Here is a 17,343-nt window from a genome sequence, read left to right on the forward strand (position 1 = left end):
CGGAGTATTCGATGACCACCACCGCACCGCCCCTCGAAACGACGGACAACGCCTCGAACGGGACGCTGTCGTTCGAGGACGTCCTCGAACACGTCGCTGTGCGGCGCGAGGAATTCGCCACACAGAAGTTCGTGCCCCGCGACATGATCGACGAATTCAAGGCGATCGGCATCTACCGCGCGGCGACACCCCGCCAGTTCGGCGGCGACGCACTGCCACCGAGCGAATTCCTACGGATGATCGAACGGATCTCCGCGGTGGATGCGTCCGCCGGGTGGGTCGCGAGCTTCGGCTCCGCCCTCGTCTATCTGGCCGCGCTGCCGCTCGCGACGCAGGCGGAGTTGTACAAGGACAGCCCCGACCTCGTGTTCGCCGGCGGATTGTTCCCGGTCCAGCCCGCCGAGCAGGTGCCGGGCGGTCTGAAGATCACCGGTCAGTGGAAATTCGCCAGCGGCTGCAAGGGCGCCGACATCCTCGGCGTCGGAATCCGCGGCGGCGACTCCACCGCGGGAAAACCGCGCACCGCGCTCCTGTGGCCGGAGGACGTCGAGATCGTCGAGAACTGGGACGTCGTCGGACTGTCCGGAACCGGAAGCCACGAACTGAAGGTCGACGGGGTCGTCGTCCCCGAGGACTGGACCTTCATCCGGGGCGGAACCCCGACCGTCGACGAACCCCTGTACCGCTATCCGTCCATCGCCTACGCCGCGCAGGTGCTGGCCGTCGTCAATCTCGGCGTGGGACGTGCCGCCCTGGACCACGCGCTGGAGGTCGGCGCGGGTCGAACGGGAATCACCGGGGCTCCCAAACTCGCCGACCGGGCCTACTACCGCATCGACCTGGCGAAGGCGGAGGCGACGCTGCGCTCGGCGCGCGCCTTCTTCTACGAGGTCACCGACGAGGCGTACGCCACGGTGGTCGCCGGCGATCCGGTCCCGGACAAGCTCGCGGCGCTGCTCCGGCTGTCCTCGACGCACGTGGCCAAGGCGGGAGCGTCCGCCGTGCACACCGCCTTCCAACTGTCGGGCACCGGCGCGATCTACGACGGCAACGCGATGCAGCGCTACATGCGCGAGGCCCTGGTTCCGCCGCAGCACGCATTCCTCGGGGACGGCATCTACGACAGCGCCGGCGCCGTGCTCATGAACATCCCGCCCTTCCCCGGCTTCATCTGACCACCCCACTTCGACTCGAGGAGACGATCATGACCGACACCCAGACCGCGCCGTTGCGGGTCCTGTTCTGCATCGGCATCAACCAGAACTTCTTCGACCTGCCTACCGGTCAGGGCGGACTGGTGTGGAAGGCCTTCTCCGGGATGATGGACGCGGTGGCCGACACACCCGGCGTCCGGGTGATCGGGGACATCGACGACGACAGCCACATGGTCGGGCCGTCGGAAGGCTGGCCGTGGACGTGCTACATCCTCGCGGACGTGGACACCCAGGAGACGGTCAAGTCCGTCTGCAACCTCTTCCGCACCACCACGGTGGGCGAGTACACGCTGTGGCGGTACGCGAAGATCGAGGCCCGCATCGGCCGTGCGCTCACGGTCCGTGACGACGTCGATCTGGACGTGTGACAGGAATGGACTCCGCGGAAGCGATCGAGCGCATCGAGAAGCGCGAGGCCGTGCACCGCGTGATGTGCCGGTACATGGAATTGTGCGACGTTCCGTCCGTGAACTTTTCTCTCGAGGAGCTCGCGTCCCTCTTCACCCACGACGCGGTCTGGGAGGGAATCGGCGCCGCCTACTCCGGCAAGTTCGGTAAGCGGGAAGGCCGCCGCGCGGTGGTCGGGATGCTCGCCGAATATCTCCCCCCGAGCACGCATTTCCACAGCAACGTGCACCTCCTCGGAAGCGAGCAGATCGACGTCGACGACGCCACGGCGCGGGGGCGATGGATCATGCAGCAGCTGTCGCGCTACGACGACGGATCGGCCGAACTGCTCGTCGCCCGTGTCGCCGCCGACTGTGAAGTCCGGGGCGGCACCGCCCGAATCAAGCACTTCACGACCGAGAAGCTGTTCGTGACCCGCCTCGACGAGGCGACGCGACTGCTCGAATCGAATTGAGAGAGAACGTGATGACCACTTCACTGGACCCCACCGCGACCGACACCCGGTTCGCGGATCTCGCCGACGACGACCGGGTCGCCGGGTCGCTGTACACCGACCCGGAGATCTTCGAGGTCGAGCTCGAGAAGATCTTCTACCGCACCTGGGTGTGGGTGGCGCACGAGAGCGAGATCCCGGAGGCGGGCAGCTTCAAGCAGGCGACCATCGGCCGGCAGCCGGTGATCGTCAACCGCGACCGCAAGGGGAACTTCAACGTCCTGCTCAACCGGTGCCGGCACCGCGGAGCCAGCGTGTGCGAGGTTCCCAAGGGCAAGGCCAACGGGTTCACCTGCCCGTATCACAGCTGGTCGTACGCTCTCGACGGTCGGCTCCGCGGGATCCCCTACCCCGACGGCTACGACGAGGACCTCGACAAGAAGGACCTGCCGCTGCAGAGCCTGCGGGTGGAGTCGTACGCCGGGATGATCTTCGCCAGCTTCAACCCCGACGTCGAGCCCCTCGACGAGTTCCTCGGCGACGCGAAGGTGTGGATCGACCTGTTCATGAAGCAGGGTGCCGGCTACCCGATCAAGACCCAGGGCGAACACTGCTTCCGGTTCCGCGGCAACTGGAAGATCCAGCTGGAGAACACCACCGACGGCTACCACTTTCCCATCGTGCACCGGTCGTGGATGTCGTCCGTGGACGCCGAGACGGCGGACATGCTCTCCTTCATGACCGACGACAACGCCGTGACGCATGCGCTCGGCAACGGCCACAGCGTCGCGATCATGGTCCCCGAACACGTCGACCTGGATCACGACGACGGCAGTGAGAAGATTCAGGCGCGGTTCGACCACATCGTCGAGGAACTGTCGAAGACGATGCCCGCCGACCAGGTCCGCCGCATCGTCCGCTCGATGCACGGAGCCGGCTTCAACCTCAACATCTTCCCCAACGTCGCGATGTCGATGTCGTTCTTCCGCGTCCTGCGGCCCATCTCCGTCGACGAGACCGAGATCCGGCACATCGCCCTCGGCATGGACGGCGGGCCGGAGATCGTCAACCGGGAACGCCTCCGGATCCACGAACACTTCCAGGGCCCGTTCGGGTTCGGCAGCCCCGACGACTCCGAGGCCTGGGACCGGGTCCAGCGCGGATCCCGCGGCGCCCCGGGAATGCCGATCATGGTGAACCGCGGCCTGAACCGCGAAGGGCTCGACAGTAACGGACACCGCACGTCGCACGTCACCGACGAGACCGGCATGCGCGAGGCATACGCAATGTGGAAGAAGATGATGAACGATGAGCACTGATCTCATGTCCGCCCAGTTGTCCGACACACGGGTGCTCCAGGCGATCGAACTCGTCTGGCAGGAAGCGGCACTCCTCGATGCCAAGGACTACCAGAGCTGGGACGCCCTGTGGACCGACAGCGGCCGGTACGTCATTCCCATCGATCCGGACACCGACGACTTCGACGGTTCCCTGAACATGGTCAACGACGACACCCGCATGCGCCGCATGCGCATCGAACGGTTGACGTCCGGCTACTCCATGTCGGCGCTGGCCGCGGCCCGCACCGTCCGCACGCTGTCGCGCTTCACGGTCGAGGAACGGACCGACGACTCGGTCACGCTGCGGTCCGCGCAGATCCTCGTCGGATTCAAGCGCGACGAACAGCAGACCCTCGCCGCCGACGTCACCCACCGCATTCGCTACACCGAATCCGGGCCGCGACTCGACCTGAAGGTGATCCGGCTCGTCAACTCGCAGGGTGCGGTCAACGCCTCCGGCTACCTCCTCTGACCTTCCCACCCAGAATTGGAGTTCGACATGGATCACGTCGCAGTAGTCACGGGCGCCGGACGCGGCCTCGGCGCCGTCATCGCCCGGCAGTTGCATGACCGCGGATATCGAGTGGTGGTCGCGGACCTCGACGAGGCCGCGGCGAAAGAGACTGCCGCAGAACTCGATGCCTCCGGGACCACCGCCGTGGCCGCAGCCCTCGACGTCCGGAAGAAGGCCGACTTCGAGTCCGTGCGCGACCTGGTCGTCGGCCTCTGGGGCGGGGCGGACGTTCTCGTCAACAACGCGGGCCGGTCGCAGACCGGGTCGCTGATGGACATTGCACCCGAGGAATTCTCGGATATCGTCGAGATCAACCTCAACGGGGCGTTCCTCGGTTGTCAGGTGTTCGGCAGCCATTTCGCCGAACGCGGCTACGGGCGAATCGTCAACGTCGCGTCGCTCGCCGGCCAGAACGGCGGCACCGCGACCGGCGCACACTACGCGGCAGCGAAGGGCGGCGTCGGCACGCTGACCAAGGTGTTCGCACGCGAACTCGCGCCGTCCGGTGTCACGGTCAACGCCGTCTCCCCCGGTCCGCTGGACCTCCCGGTGGTGCGGGAGACGGTGCCCGCGGACAAACTGGCCGCGATTGTCACCACGATTCCGGTGGGCACTCTGGGCTCACCCGACTTCATCGCCGAGACGGTTGCCCTGCTCGCGTCGCCGACGGCCGCCTCGGTCACGGGCGCCTGCTGGGACGTCAACGGCGGCCTGTATATGCGGTAACCCGTCCGCGCGAGGAGAAGGATCACCATGAGCATGTTCACTGTCACCGTCGCGGACATCGTCGACGAAGCACCGGATATCAAGTCCTTCCGGCTGGTTCGCACGGACGGTTCCCCGTTCGACCCCTATCCGGCGGGCGCCCACATCGACATCCTCGGACCGACGGACGTCCTCGCGCAATACTCACTGTGCAGCCCGCCGCACGAACCCGAATCCTACGTTGTCGCAGTCAAACGCGAGACCGGCCCGCGCGGTGGCTCGGCGGCGCTGCACGACCGGGTGTCGCTCGGCAGCGAGTTGCGGATCAGCCGGCCGCGCACGCTGCTCGACGTCGCCGAGGACGCGGATCGGCACATCCTGGTCGCCGCGGGCATCGGCCTCACCCCGATGCTGAGCCTGGCGTTCGCACTACACCGGGACGGACGTCCGTTCGACCTGCACTACTTCGCCCGAACCAGGGAGCAGGCGGCGTTCGTCGAACTGCTGGAGGCCTCGGACTTCCGCCGTGCCGTGCACCTGCATTTCGGTCTGACGCGCGACGACCAGTTCTCGGCCCTGGAGAAGATCCTGGCGGACGCCTCCGCCGCGACGCACGTCTACACTTGCGGCCCCGAGGGTTTCATGGCCCGGGTCCGCGAGTTGGCGGAAGCGGCGGTCGGCGAGGACTCGGTGCACTTCGAGCATTTCGAGGCCGCGGCGCCCGTCTCGACCGGGGAAGACACGGCGTTCGAACTGGAACTCGACACGGGCGAGGTGTTCGACGTGCCGGCCGGGAAGTCGATCGCCGAGGTACTCGAGGAGAACGACATCGAGATCGACACGTCCTGCAGGGAGGGCATCTGCGGCACCTGCGTCCTCGATGTGCTGGAGGGCGAGCCGGACCATCGGGACAACTGCCTCACCAAGAGCGAACGGAAGGCCGGCGACAGAATCGCGGCGTGTGTGTCGCGCGCTCGATCCGGGCGTCTCGTCGTCGAACTTCCGTGAGTGTCTTTCCCGTCACTTGACGACGAGAAGCTATCGTGGAATGGCAATTCCGGCCTGCAAGATGTCGCGCACCAGGACGGCGATGCTGTCGGCCCCGGTCTTCTCCTTGATTCGGGTGCGATGCACGTCGACCGTTTTCACGCTGATGCCCAGCTCCTTGGCGATGTTCTTGCTCGGCAATCCGTCGAGTACGAGCGCCAGAATTTCGCGTTCCCGTGCTGTGAGTGCGTCGATCCGGGCCTGCAATTCGGTTCTCGTGCGGGTTTCGCCGAATCGCTGGCGCGCGACCCGGAGCGCGTCCTGGATGACGTCGAGCATGTGCTGCGGATCGTAGGGCTTCTCGATGAACGTGAGCGCGCCCCGCTGCAGCGCCCGCACCGACATCTTGATGTCGCCGTGCGCCGACACGAAGATGATCGGTATCGGTGATTCGTCGGCGAGGAGCACCTCCTGGAGTTGGAATCCCCCGACCTCCGGCATCCGGACGTCCAGGACGAGGCAGGCCGGGACGTCGCGCCGGTAGCCCTCCAGGAACGAGTGCACCGAGAAGTAGGACTCCGCCTTGATGTCGACCGAATCGAGAAGCCACGCAAGCGATGCGCACAACTCCTGATCGTCGTCGACGATGTAGACCCGCGTTTCCTGCTGCTCCATTGCATCCTGCCTCGAGACGACTGCCTGCTTCTTCCGTCCAGTGAACACCGACGGTGTCGGAAGCGATAGGCAACTGAAGAAATCCCCTACGCGGATAGGCGACTTACTGCGAGAAAGTAGCGTCGCCGCCACTGTTCCAGCGCATGACGTGCGTCATATTCTTCTCGGGGGAAGACGGACGCACTGCGAAGACACACTTCCTGTTCCGACTCATGGAGGCTGAAAATGCCCGAACTCTCTGCCATGCAATTGGCCTTCCGCGCGGCGATGGCGAATCTGCCGGCCGCGGTCAACATCGTGACCACCGACGGGGTGGCCGGACGCTGCGGGATGACGGTGACCGCCGTCTGCTCGGTGTCCGACTCCCCGCCCACCGCGCTCGTCTGCGTCAATCGGAACAGCGCGATGCACAACGTGTTCCGGGAGAACGGCAGGGTGTGCATCAACGTGCTCTCCGGCGACGACGAGGAACTGGCCATGCACTTCGCGGGGGCGACGAAAGTCGCAATGGCGGACCGCTTCGCCTGGGACATCTGGGAGGACGACACCGGCGACGGAGTGCCGATTCTGCGCGCCGCCCACGTCGTGCTCGCCGGCCGGATCGCATGCAGCAAGACCGTCGGATCGCATTCGGTGATGTTCGTCGAACTGGATCGCGTGCAGACCCGCGACCAGGGCGACAGCCTCGTCTACTTCCAGCGCAAATTCCATCGGTTGTCGGTCCCCGTCGAGTCACCCGACTGGCTGTTCTACGACGAATGGTCCGATCCGATCACCGTCACGCCCGCCCTCGTTCCCGTCCCAGCCGGAGGAAAATAGACATGGTCACCTCGTCGCCGCCCGACCCCCACGCGCCCGACTCTGAGCTACGAATGCTCGCCGATACCCGTGCCGCCCTCGCCTTCCGGCTCAGCGCCCTGGTGCTCGCACTGTTCCTGCCGCTGCCGGTCCTCGGCGGATTCACCTCGGCTCTCGACGGTGTCGTCTTCAGCGGTGTGACGGTGGCGTGGCTCTACGCGGTCGCGCAATTCGCCGTCGCCATCGTCGTGGCCCGGTACTACATGACGCGGGCCGCCGACCTCGACTCGCGCATCGCTGTCCGGGCGGAGGGATAACACATGAACCTCGTCTCAGCGTCACTCTTCGCCGCACTTGTCGCGGTCACCCTGATGATCACCGCGTGGGCATCGCGGCGAAACAAGTCCGCCGCCGATCACTACGTCGCGGGCGGAAGTCTCACCGGTCGGCAGAACGGCGTCGCGATCGCGGGCGACTTCATCTCGGCCGCCTCGTTTCTCGGTGTCACCGGCGCGATCGCGCTCACCGGTTTCAACGGCTTCTACCTCGCGGTCTTCGTGCCGGTCGCGTTCGTGCTCGCGATGCTGCTGATCGCGGAACCCCTGCGCAACCTCGGCCGGTTCACGCTGGCGGATGTCCTGGCCACCCGGTTCCCCGGCAAGGACGTGCGGTCGATGATGGCGATCAGCACCGTCGTGATCAGCGTGGTCTATCTCGTGTCGCAACTGGTCGGGGCCGCACTTCTCGTGTCGCTGCTGTTCGACCTCGACTACGCCGTGGCCGTCCTGATCATCGGAACGCTCACCACCGCGTACACACTCGTGGGTGGGATGCTCGCCACCAGCTGGATCCAGATCATCAAGACCGGTCTCCTGATGGTGTGCGCCGTGGTGCTGTTCGTTCTCGTGTTGGTGCGATTCGACTTCAACCCGTTCGGGCCGTTCAGCACCGCCCTGGCGGAGTTCGGCCAGTCCTTCGTCGCACCGCAGCGCACCTCGGGCGCAGCGTCGTTCGACCAGCTGTCGCAGACCGTCGGACTCGTCCTGGGCGTGCTCGGCCTTCCGCACGTGATGATCCGGTTCCTCACCGTTCCGGACGCGAAGCAGGCGCGGACGTCGGCGTACACGGCCATCTGGATCTTCTTCGCCTTCTACCTCCTGGTTCCCGTGCTCGGATACGGCGCCGCGAAGCTCGTCGGCATCGACGTGATCAAATCCGAGAATCGGGGCGGCAACCTCGCGGTCGCGCAGCTCGCCGAAACCGTCGGTGGCGGTGTGCTCCTGGCGTTCGTCGCGGCCGTCGCGTTCGTGACGATCCTGGCCGCACTGTCCGGGCTGGTGATCGCCACCTCGGGTGCGATCGCGCACGACCTCTACGGGCAGGTGATCCGGAACGGGACGGTGTCGGCGAAGGCTCAGCACCGCGCGGCCCGCGTCGCGACCGTGGCGACCTGCGTCATCGGCGTCGCCATCGCCTTCGCGGCGCAGAAGCAGAACGTCGCGTTCCTCGCGTCGCTGGGCATGTCCATCGCGGCGTGCGCGAACCTGCCTGCCCTGCTGCTGACCATGTACTGGAAGCGCATGACGGCGCGTGCGGTCATCTCCGGCATCGTGGTCGGTCTGGTGCTGTCGGTCACCGTGATCCTGCTCAGCCCGGTGGTGCAGGGGCCGGACTCCGTTCTCGGGTTCTCCAACCCGGCACTCGCGGTGGCACCCCTGTCGCTGGCGGTGTCCGTCGTCGTCGCGCTGTTGTCGGCGCCGTCCGGGGAGACGAAGGCACGAGCCGATCGCCTCTTCACCGTGATGCGCACCCGAGCGCTCACCGGACAGGTCGAGTCGACCAGCGACGACACGATGGCGGTGACGCGATGAAGACGGAACTACGGTCACCACTGCGGGACCTTGCCGAGCAGCTGTCGGCCGGTTCGACGACGCCGATCGACGTGGCGGAGGCGGCACTCGCGCGGATCACGGACCTGGATCCGACGATCCACGCCTGGGCTCACCTCGATCCCGACGCGGTACGGTCTGCGGCAGCCCGCATCCAGGAGGGCGGCCCCGGCGGCGCGCTCTGGGGCGTTCCCGTCGGCGTCAAGGACCTCATCGACGTCGCCGGGATGCCGACGCGCTGCGGCAGCGACCTGCGCAGTACGGCACCGGCGACGACGGACGCGGACTGTGTGGCACGGTCGCGGGCCCTCGGGGCACTCCCGGTCGGCAAGACGGTGACTACCGAATTCGGGTACTTCCGGCCCGGTCCGACCCGCAATCCCCGCGCCGTCGAGCACACGCCCGGTGGGTCGTCGAGCGGCTCGGCGGCCGCAGTCGCCGCGGGCATGGTGCCGCTGGCGTTCGGAACCCAGACCGCGGGGTCGCTGACCCGGCCGGCATCGTTCTGCGGGGTCGCCGGATTCGTGACCGCGCGCGGCGAGTTCTCGACCGACGGCATCACCGGGTTGAGCCCCAGTCTCGACTCGCTGGGCCTGTTGGCGCGCACCGTGTCCGACCTCCACTTCGCGTGGACGGCGCTGCGCGACGGCACCCGTGCGCCCGCGCTCGTGCCTTCCGCACCGGGCCGGCTTCGCCTGTGGAGTGGCGTCGAACTCGGCGAGGTGTCCCCGGAGATGACCGCGGCACTCGTGGAGACCGCCGACTCTGCCGCGGCGGCAGGCGTGCAGTGCCGGGAACTTGATGCCGCCCCGACCATCGTCGCGCTGACGGAACACCATCACACGGTGATGGCGTACGAGGCCGCCCGGGAACGCGCGGCCGAGGCGGCGCGGCCCGAGGAGATCAGCACACCCCTCGCCGAGCTGTTCGCGACGGGGGCACAGACCGCCGGCGCGGAGTACCAAGCCGCCCTGGCCGGAATAGCCGAAATGCGGCAGTTGCTGCTCGCGGCGCTGGACGAAGACGAGGCCATCCTCGGACCCGCCGCACTCGGCGCCGCTCCCCGTGGTCACGACGCGACGGGTACGCCCGTGCTGAGCCGACCGTGGCAGGCAATGGGTCTGCCGGTGGTCACCATCCCCGGAAAGCGCGACAACACAGGGCTTCCCCTCGGGTTGCAGCTGATCGGACGTCCCGGCGCCGAGCAGCGCCTGTTCGAGATCGCGGTGTGGCTGGAATCCGTGCTCTGACACCGCTCACAGGCGGTAGCCGCCCCGAAAAAGACCCACCCCACGTGAGTGGGAAAGCGTGCCGGAGCACACTTTCCCACTCACGTGGGGTGCGGCCTATTCTGCCCGCGTTACACGCTGACCGACAGCGGTTCCTGTTCGCGGAAGGCGCGCGGCGACACCCCGTACGTGTCCTTGAAGAGCCGGGAGAAGTGTGACGAGTTGACGAGTCCGTGACGGGCGCAGATGGTTCCGATGCTCTCGGCCCGGAATCGGTCGTCTCTCAGGTCCCGCCGGCACAGTTCGAGCCTGCGGTGCCGGATCCACCCGGCGACCGTGTGTCCGTCTGCCTCGAACATCTTCTGCAGGTGCCGCGTCGACACGTGGTGGTGGGACGCGACGGTGGTGGTGTCGAGCGCGGGGTCGTGGAGGCGTGCGTCGATGAACGACTTCACGCGCAGCAGCAGCGTCGCGCCGGGCGCCGCGGCGTCGGCGGGCGCCTCCGATTGCACGGCCGCGCTGAGCAGGTCGACCACCGCGTCCTCGACGAGGGGGGTCGTCGGCATCGTGCCGGTCACGACGGAGTGGTGGAGATTTTTCAGGAACGGTGAGACGAGCGCACCCATGCCGGTGCTGCCGGGGATGCGGCGCGCCGACACGGTGCCGAGTTCGCGTGAGGCGATGCGCAGCAGTTCGCGGGGAAACATCAGCACGAACATGCTGAAGTCGTCGGCGAAGTGCAGATCGTACGGTTTGCTGGTGTCGTAGACGGCGAAGTCGCCGGGGCCGAGGACGGCCTCCCGATCGTCCTGGACGATGACGCCGCGACCCGACAACTGCAGGCCCACCTTCACGAGACCGGGGTCGGACCGCTTGATCGACGTGCGGGTGCGCCGCACGTCTACCGCACGTCCCCCGACCTCGCTGAGCTGCAACCCGCCCAGCGCGGTGGTGCGTAGGGTTCCGGTGAACCTCGCCGCCCCGTCCTCGGCCGTGGACACCACGGCGAGCGGGACGAAGGCCGTGGAGACGGCCTGCCGCCAGTGTTCGAACTGCCCGTCGTCGGGACGCGCGTGTTCACCACCGGGACGCACCTTCGATCACCTCACAGAGCGGTTGTCGATCAGTCGCCGTGCCTTGCCGATCGAACGCTCCAGTGCGCCGGGCGCCACCACATCCACCTTCACGCTGACTCCGATGCGGTTCTTGACCAGCTTCTGGAGTTCGGCGGCGGCACGCGGATGGTCGGTGGCGGACGCGTCGGGACGGGCTTCGACTCGTACGGTCAGTTCGTCCATCCTACCGGGACGGTCGAGGATGCACTGGAACTGCGGGGCCAGCGCCGACACGGTGAGGATCAGTTCCTCGATCTGGGTGGGGAACAGATTCACTCCGCGCAGGATGATCATGTCGTCGGTGCGCCCGGTGACCTTCTGCATCCGCCGCACCGACCGCGCCGTCCCCGGCAGCAACCGGGTCAGGTCGCGGGTGCGGTACCGGATGATCGGCATCGCTTCCTTGGTGAGCGAGGTGAAGACGAGTTCGCCCTCCGCGCCGTCGGGTAGCACCTCCCCGGTGACCGGGTCGATGATCTCCGGGTAGAAGTGGTCCTCCCAGATGTGCAGGCCGTCCTTCGTCTCGACGCATTCCATCGCCACGCCCGGACCCATCACCTCGGACAGTCCGTAGATGTCGACGGCGTCCATGTTCAACTGCTTCTCGAGTTCGGTGCGCATCTCCTCCGTCCACGGTTCTGCGCCGAACACACCGGTCCGCAGCGACGTCGTCGACGGATCGATGCCCTTCTTGACCATCGCGTCGACAATCGTGAGCATGTACGACGGCGTCACCATGATCGCGTCCGGCTCGAAGTCCTCGATCAGCTGGATCTGCCGGTCGGTCATGCCACCCGACATCGGGATCACCGTGCAGCCGAGCCGTTCCGCACCGTAGTGCGCGCCGAGGCCACCGGTGAACAGGCCGTACCCGTACGCGACGTGCACCTTGTCCGTCGGCTTCACCCCGCCCGCCCGCAGACTCCGCGCGATCAGGTCGGCCCAGTTGCTGATGTCGTTCGCCGTGTACCCGACCACCGTCGGGCGCCCGGTGGTCCCCGACGAGGCGTGGATGCGCGAGACCTTCTCCTGCGGCACCGCGAACATCCCGAACGGGTAGTTGGCCCTCAGGTCCGCCTTCGCAGTGAACGGGAACTTCGCCAGATCCGACAGGTCCTTCAGATCGCTCGGGTGCACACCGGCGTCGTCGAACGCCTTCCGGTAATGCGGAACATTGGTGTACGCGTGGAGAAGTGACCACTGCAGGCGTTCGAGTTGCAGCGTCGAGATCCGGTCGCGCGTGGCGAACTCGATGTCCTGCGAGGGGGTGGCGATACTGGTCATTCTAGTCTCCGGGGTGGGCGGGCTGGGTATGGTCAGGCGTCGAAATCGACGGTCACGGTGTCGCTGACCGGGAAGGTCTGGCACGTCAGCACGAAGCCGGAGTCGACCTCGTAGTCCTCGAGCGCATAGTTGCGGCGCATGTCCACGTCACCGCAGGTGATCTTGGCGCGGCAGGTGCCGCAGACGCCGCCCTTGCAGGCGAACGGGAGGTCGGAGCGGTACTTCTCGGCGGCGTCGAGGATCGACTCGTCCCGCGGCAGCGTCGCGGTGGTCGAGCGGCCGTCGAGGACCAGGGTGACCTCGCTGCTCGGCCCGGTGACGCCGGGTTCGCGGTGCGTTTCCATCGGCGGGGGGACGTCGTCGACGAAGAACAGCTCGTGATGGACGCGCTTCTTGTCGATCTGCAGTTCACCGAGAACCGTTTCGGCGTCGGTGACCATGCCGAACGGTCCGCACAGCCAGAAGTGGTCGATGTCGGCGAGCGGCACGATCGACGTGAAAATGGCCCGCAACCGGTCGGCGTCGAGGCGGCCGGTGAAAAGTTCGACCTCACGCGGCTCGCGGGAGAGCACGTGGATGACGTCGAATCGCGACCCGTACATGTCCTTGAGGTCGGCGATCTCCTCGGCGAACATCACCGACCGGGTTCGCCGATTGCCGTACAGCAGAACGACTTCGGCCTCGGGGTTGGCGAGGACGGACGCGGCGATCGACAGCATCGGCGTGATGCCCGACCCGGCGGCGATCAGCACGTGGCGGCCACCGGCGACGGGGTCGGCGACGAACGTTCCGCTCGGGCCCTGCACGTCGATCCGGTCGCCGGGGCGCACCTGGTTCACGAGCCAGGTGGAGAACAGCCCGTCGGACACCTCCCGCACCCCCACCCGCGGCGCGGATCCGGCCGGCGCGCAGATGGAGTAGGAGCGGCGGTGTTCGACGCCGTCGACGGTGCGCCGCAACGTGAGCGACTGTCCGGGGCCGAACGCGAATTCGTCGGCGAGTTCGGCCGGGACGTCGAACGTGACCGCGACCGCGTCGTCGCACAGGGATTCGACATCGGCGACGGTGAGAGTGTGGAACGCCCTGTTGCGTGACGCCGCACCGGGTTTCGGGGAGACCGCTGTGGTCATGATCAGATTTCCTTCACGTGATCGAAGGGTTCGAGGCAGTCGAGGCACCGGTACAGCGCCTTGCAGAGGGTGGGCCCGAATTCCGAGTCGAGACGGGTGTTCGCCGACTGGCACACCGGGCACGTGACCGCCCGCGGCCGGACGGTCAGCGTCAGCGGAACGGGACCGGACGTGCGCAGCGGGGCGGGCCCGGGGGTCGAGTAGCCGCTCTCCCGAAGTTTGCGTAGCCCGTTCTCGCTGATCCAGTCGGTGCTCCACGGCGGCGACAGGACGGTCTTGACCTCGACAGCCGGGTAGCCGGCGTCCTGAAGTTTGTGTTGGATGTCGTCGCGCATGGTGGCCATCGCGGGGCACCCGGAGTAGGTGGGGGTGATCGTCACGACCACCGACCCGTCGGCGTTCTCCTCGACATCGCGCAGCACGCCCAGGTCGGCGAGCGTGAGCATCGGCATCTCGGGGTCCAGCACGGCCTCGGCGAGGCGGCGGGCGTCGCTGCGCACTGCGGTGGTCATGTCACCACACTCCTTCCGGATGAGCCCGCGCGACGCTCTGCATCTCGGCGAGCAAGAGTCCGAGGGCCTCGGTGTGCAGCCCCTGACGTCCGGCCCGGCCACCGACGGTGCCGACGGTCCGGCCGGTGGGGGCGGTCAGTTCCGCCGCCTTCAGCACCTGCTCGAGCACGCCGTCGAACTCGGCGCGCACGTCCCGCGGGTCGACACCGACACCGACCGCAGCGAGCGCGAGTTCCTCGGCGGTCGGGGTGAACAGTTCCTCGACGTACGGCCACACGTGGGTCAGCGCAGTCTCCATCCGGGACTTCGACTCCGCCGTTCCGCACCCGAGGGTGACCGCCCACCGGGCGGCGTAGTCGCGGTGGTACGTCAGTTCCTTGACGCCCTTCACCGCGACGGCCGCGAGCACCGGGTCACGGGAGGTGCGCAACCGGTCGAACAGGGCCAGCCGCCACGTGGAGAACACCAGCAGCCGGGTGATCGACTGCGCGAAGTCGCCGTTGCCGAGTTCGGCCAGCCGGGTGTTGCGGAACTGGTTCTCGTCGCGGAAGAACGCGAGCGCGTCCTCGGCGGGAATCGGGCTCGTGTCCGAGATGTGAGGCACCACGGACTCGTCGGCGGCCGCGGCGCGGGCGAGCAGCAGTCGCGCCTGCCCGAGCAGGTCGAGTCCGACGTTCGCGAGCGCCACCTCCTCCTCGAGTTCCGGTGCGCGGGTGCTCCATTCGGCGAGACGCTGCGAACTGATCAGCGCGTCGTCGCCGAGCATCAGGCAGTAGGCGGCCAGGGCGCCGAGGTCGACGTCACCCGGAACCGTGGTGTCGACGCCGGCCAGGGGGTCGTCGAAGCTGGTGCCGAACGCCCACTGGCCGTGGCTGTCTTCGTCGACGAGGCCTTCGTAGGCATTGTCGTGGTCGGTCATCGGTACATCCTCGGAAGTCTCGTCGTCCTGCGAAAAGGTTTGGGCCGGATCACATGTGGGGAACGTTGTCGGGGATCTCGTAGAACGTGGGGTGCCGGTACACCTTGTCGCCGCTGGGCGCGAAGAAGGGGTCCTTCTCGGACGGGCTCGACGCCACGATCGCGGACGAGCGCACCACCCAGATGCTCACACCCTCGTTGCGGCGGGTGTAGACGTCGCGGGCGTGCCGGACGGCCATCTCGTCGTCGGCGGCGTGCAGGGATCCGACGTGGACGTGGTTGAGTCCCCGCTTGCCCCGCAGGAACACCTCGTACAGTGGCCAGTCCGCGCGCACCGCGGTGTCGTCCGTGCTCATCGTGCGTTCTCCTTGTTGCTCTCGCGGCGGGCGAAGGCCGTCGCGGCCTCCCGCACCCACGCCCCGTTCTCGTGTGCCGCGCGCCGGTTGGCGACGCGCTCGACGCTCGACGCGCCATTGCCCTTGATCACCTGCATGAATTCGCTCCAGTCGGGCTCACCGAAATCGTGGGCGCCGCGCTCGGCGTTCCACTTCAGGTCGGGATCCGGGAACGTCACGCCGAGGACCTCGGCCTGCGGGATGGACATGTCGACGAACCGCTGACGGAGTTCGTCGTTGGTGTGCCGCTTGATGCCCCACTTCATCGACTGCTCGGAGTTCGGCGACTGGTCGTCCGGCGGTCCGAACATCATCAGCGCCGGCCACCACCAGCGGTTCACCGACTCCTGCACCATCTCGCGCTGGGCGTCGGTGCCGCGCATCATCGTCATCAGCAGCTCGAAACCCTGGCGCTGGTGGAACGACTCCTCCTTGCACACCCGGATCATCGCCCGCGCGTAGGGCCCGAAGGAGCTGCGGCACAACGGCACCTGGTTGCAGATCGCGGCGCCGTCGACGAGCCAGCCGATGACTCCGACGTCGGCGTAGGTGAGCGTCGGGTAGTTGAAGATCGAGGAGTACTTCTGCCGGCCTTCGATCAGCTTCTCGGTGAGGTCGGCGCGGTCGGCGCCGAGCGTCTCGGCGGCCGAGTACAGGTACAGGCCGTGCCCGGCCTCGTCCTGCACCTTCGCCATGAGGATCGCCTTGCGACGCAGCGACGGCGCGCGGGTGAGCCAGTTTCCTTCCGGCTGCATACCGATGATCTCCGAGTGCGCGTGCTGCGCGATCTGCCGGATCAGCGTCTTGCGGTAGCCGTCGGGCATCCAGTCCCGGGGCTCGACCCTCTGTTCGGCGGCAATGGTGTCATCGAACAATGTTTGGAGGTCATCCGAAGCGTGTGACGTGGTCATATGTCCTACCTCTATTACCGAATGATCGGTTGGTCCAAGTATGCATGGTTGTGGCACGCGGCACAAGTGCGGAGGGCGGATCAGCGCCCTTCGAAGGTGGGCGTGCGCTTGGCCAGGAACGCGTCGACGGCGGCCCGGTGGTCGCGCGACCGCCCCAGCTCCTCCGCCGCCACCCGCTCGCGCTCGAGCGCGTCGGACAGCCCGGTGGACGCGGCCGAGACCAACGCCTTGACCTGCGCATAGGCAGCGGTGGGTCCGTCCGCGAGCTGTCGTCCCAGCGCGGCGGCCGCCTCCCCGAGTTCGGCGTCGGGCACCACCCGGTGCACCATGCCCCAGTCGAGCGCCTGCGCGGCCGTGAACCGGTCGCCGAGCATCATCAGACCCGTCGCGCGGCTCGCGCCCAGCGCCTCGACGAGCGTGTGACTCAGCCCGGAATCGCCGGCCAGGGCGATCCCGGTGAACGCGGTCGCGAACTTCGCGCCCTCGCCGGCGATCCGAATGTCCCCGGCCAGGGCGATGCCGAGACCCGCCCCGACGCACGCCCCGTTGATCGCGACGATCACCGGCACGCGGATCCCGGCCAGAGCGCGCAGCAGCGGGTTGTAGTGCTCGGCGACGGTGTCCATCGCGTGTGCAGGGTCGGCCTCGAGCCCGGCCACGTGCTCGGCGAGGTCCTGGCCGACGCAGAAGTTCTTCCCCTCCGCCCGCAGCAGCACGGCACGCACGGCGTCGTCGGCGGCCACCTTCTCCACCGCGGCCAGCAGTTGTTCCTTCACCGCCCGGTCGAGGGCGTTGGACGCGCCCGCACGGCTCAGGGTGAGGGTGGCCAGTCCCGCGTCCACGGAAAGTCCGACCACGTCGTCAGTGCTCATGAGAATGTGCCTCC

General features: G+C 67.5%; 20 protein-coding genes. 11 read left to right on the forward strand and 9 right to left on the reverse strand.

What is annotated here, in order from left to right; all coding sequences use genetic code 11:
• Positions 1-11: 11 nt before the first annotated feature.
• From ACFTWF_RS29050 to ACFTWF_RS29080, 7 genes are read left to right on the forward strand one after another with little or no spacing between them, the layout of a single operon-like run.
• Positions 12-1,175, forward strand: coding sequence for an acyl-CoA dehydrogenase family protein (locus ACFTWF_RS29050; RefSeq protein ID WP_378464582.1), 1,164 nt, complete (start codon positions 12-14; stop codon positions 1,173-1,175).
• A gap of 29 nt (positions 1,176-1,204) precedes the next feature.
• A complete protein-coding gene (locus tag ACFTWF_RS29055) occupies positions 1,205-1,582 on the forward strand; it encodes a hypothetical protein (RefSeq protein ID WP_378464583.1) in 378 nt (125 codons plus the stop codon).
• A 5-nt stretch (positions 1,583-1,587) separates the two neighbouring features.
• On the forward strand, positions 1,588-2,076 hold the full coding sequence (locus ACFTWF_RS29060; protein WP_378464584.1) for a nuclear transport factor 2 family protein: 489 nt from the start codon (positions 1,588-1,590) through the stop codon (positions 2,074-2,076).
• Between the two features lie 11 nt (positions 2,077-2,087).
• Positions 2,088-3,374, forward strand: coding sequence for a Rieske 2Fe-2S domain-containing protein (locus tag ACFTWF_RS29065; protein ID WP_378464585.1), 1,287 nt, complete (start codon positions 2,088-2,090; stop codon positions 3,372-3,374).
• Positions 3,364-3,867, forward strand: coding sequence for an aromatic-ring-hydroxylating dioxygenase subunit beta (locus ACFTWF_RS29070; RefSeq protein ID WP_378464586.1), 504 nt, complete (start codon positions 3,364-3,366; stop codon positions 3,865-3,867). The genes ACFTWF_RS29065 and ACFTWF_RS29070 overlap by 11 nt, the downstream gene beginning before the upstream one ends.
• A 27-nt stretch (positions 3,868-3,894) precedes the next feature.
• Entirely contained in the window at positions 3,895-4,635 is a 741-nt protein-coding gene (locus ACFTWF_RS29075; protein WP_378464587.1) for an SDR family NAD(P)-dependent oxidoreductase, read from the forward strand.
• A gap of 27 nt (positions 4,636-4,662) precedes the next feature.
• Complete coding sequence (locus ACFTWF_RS29080; protein WP_378464588.1) at positions 4,663-5,622, forward strand: PDR/VanB family oxidoreductase; 960 nt, start codon at positions 4,663-4,665, stop codon at positions 5,620-5,622.
• Between the two features lie 30 nt (positions 5,623-5,652).
• On the opposite strand, the gene ACFTWF_RS29085 is transcribed toward ACFTWF_RS29080, so the two are convergent.
• Positions 5,653-6,276 (reverse strand): response regulator transcription factor, encoded by a 624-nt coding sequence (locus ACFTWF_RS29085; RefSeq protein ID WP_378464589.1) that lies wholly within the window; start codon positions 6,274-6,276, stop codon positions 5,653-5,655.
• A gap of 225 nt (positions 6,277-6,501) precedes the next feature.
• On the opposite strand from ACFTWF_RS29085, the gene hpaC reads away from it, so the two are divergent.
• From hpaC to ACFTWF_RS29105, 4 genes are read left to right on the forward strand one after another with little or no spacing between them, the layout of a single operon-like run.
• Positions 6,502-7,095, forward strand: a complete 594-nt coding sequence (gene hpaC / locus ACFTWF_RS29090; RefSeq protein WP_378464590.1) for a 4-hydroxyphenylacetate 3-monooxygenase, reductase component — start codon at positions 6,502-6,504, stop codon at positions 7,093-7,095.
• Positions 7,096-7,097: 2 nt separating this feature from the next.
• A complete protein-coding gene (locus tag ACFTWF_RS29095; protein WP_378464591.1) occupies positions 7,098-7,391 on the forward strand; it encodes a DUF485 domain-containing protein in 294 nt (97 codons plus the stop codon).
• A 3-nt stretch (positions 7,392-7,394) separates the two neighbouring features.
• Positions 7,395-8,945 (forward strand): cation acetate symporter, encoded by a 1,551-nt coding sequence (locus ACFTWF_RS29100; protein ID WP_378464592.1) that lies wholly within the window; start codon positions 7,395-7,397, stop codon positions 8,943-8,945.
• Positions 8,942-10,213, forward strand: a complete 1,272-nt coding sequence (locus ACFTWF_RS29105) for an amidase (RefSeq protein WP_378464593.1) — start codon at positions 8,942-8,944, stop codon at positions 10,211-10,213. The genes ACFTWF_RS29100 and ACFTWF_RS29105 overlap by 4 nt, the downstream gene beginning before the upstream one ends.
• 110 nt (positions 10,214-10,323) lie before the next feature.
• Here the strand turns inward: ACFTWF_RS29105 and ACFTWF_RS29110 are convergent, their stop codons facing one another.
• From ACFTWF_RS29110 to ACFTWF_RS29145, 8 genes are all read right to left on the reverse strand, one after another.
• The gene (locus tag ACFTWF_RS29110) at positions 10,324-11,286 is read right to left on the reverse strand and encodes a helix-turn-helix domain-containing protein (RefSeq protein WP_378464594.1); all 963 of its coding nucleotides are present in this window, start codon (positions 11,284-11,286) and stop codon (positions 10,324-10,326) included.
• Positions 11,287-11,292: 6 nt separating this feature from the next.
• On the reverse strand, positions 11,293-12,591 hold the full coding sequence (paaK, locus tag ACFTWF_RS29115) for a phenylacetate--CoA ligase PaaK (RefSeq protein WP_378464595.1): 1,299 nt from the start codon (positions 12,589-12,591) through the stop codon (positions 11,293-11,295).
• A gap of 32 nt (positions 12,592-12,623) precedes the next feature.
• Positions 12,624-13,721 carry a 1,2-phenylacetyl-CoA epoxidase subunit PaaE gene (gene paaE / locus ACFTWF_RS29120; protein WP_378464596.1) on the reverse strand — a complete coding sequence of 366 codons (1,098 nt, stop codon included), beginning with the start codon at positions 13,719-13,721 and terminating at the stop codon, positions 12,624-12,626.
• A gap of 2 nt (positions 13,722-13,723) precedes the next feature.
• Positions 13,724-14,233 carry a 1,2-phenylacetyl-CoA epoxidase subunit PaaD gene (gene paaD / locus ACFTWF_RS29125; protein WP_378464597.1) on the reverse strand — a complete coding sequence of 170 codons (510 nt, stop codon included), beginning with the start codon at positions 14,231-14,233 and terminating at the stop codon, positions 13,724-13,726.
• 1 nt (position 14,234) lies between these two features.
• The gene (gene paaC, locus ACFTWF_RS29130) at positions 14,235-15,152 is read right to left on the reverse strand and encodes a 1,2-phenylacetyl-CoA epoxidase subunit PaaC (protein ID WP_378464598.1); all 918 of its coding nucleotides are present in this window, start codon (positions 15,150-15,152) and stop codon (positions 14,235-14,237) included.
• A 49-nt stretch (positions 15,153-15,201) separates the two neighbouring features.
• A complete protein-coding gene (gene paaB, locus ACFTWF_RS29135; RefSeq protein WP_073362060.1) occupies positions 15,202-15,507 on the reverse strand; it encodes a 1,2-phenylacetyl-CoA epoxidase subunit PaaB in 306 nt (101 codons plus the stop codon).
• Positions 15,504-16,457 carry a 1,2-phenylacetyl-CoA epoxidase subunit PaaA gene (gene paaA / locus ACFTWF_RS29140; protein WP_073362062.1) on the reverse strand — a complete coding sequence of 318 codons (954 nt, stop codon included), beginning with the start codon at positions 16,455-16,457 and terminating at the stop codon, positions 15,504-15,506. The genes paaB and paaA overlap by 4 nt, the downstream gene beginning before the upstream one ends.
• A gap of 80 nt (positions 16,458-16,537) precedes the next feature.
• Entirely contained in the window at positions 16,538-17,329 is a 792-nt protein-coding gene (locus ACFTWF_RS29145) for an enoyl-CoA hydratase-related protein (RefSeq protein WP_378464599.1), read from the reverse strand.
• Between the last annotated feature and the right edge of the window lie 14 nt (positions 17,330-17,343).

The sequence above is a fragment of the Rhodococcus sp. NPDC056960 genome, from assembly GCF_042674125.1.
GTDB lineage: Bacteria > Actinomycetota > Actinomycetes > Mycobacteriales > Mycobacteriaceae > Rhodococcus_F.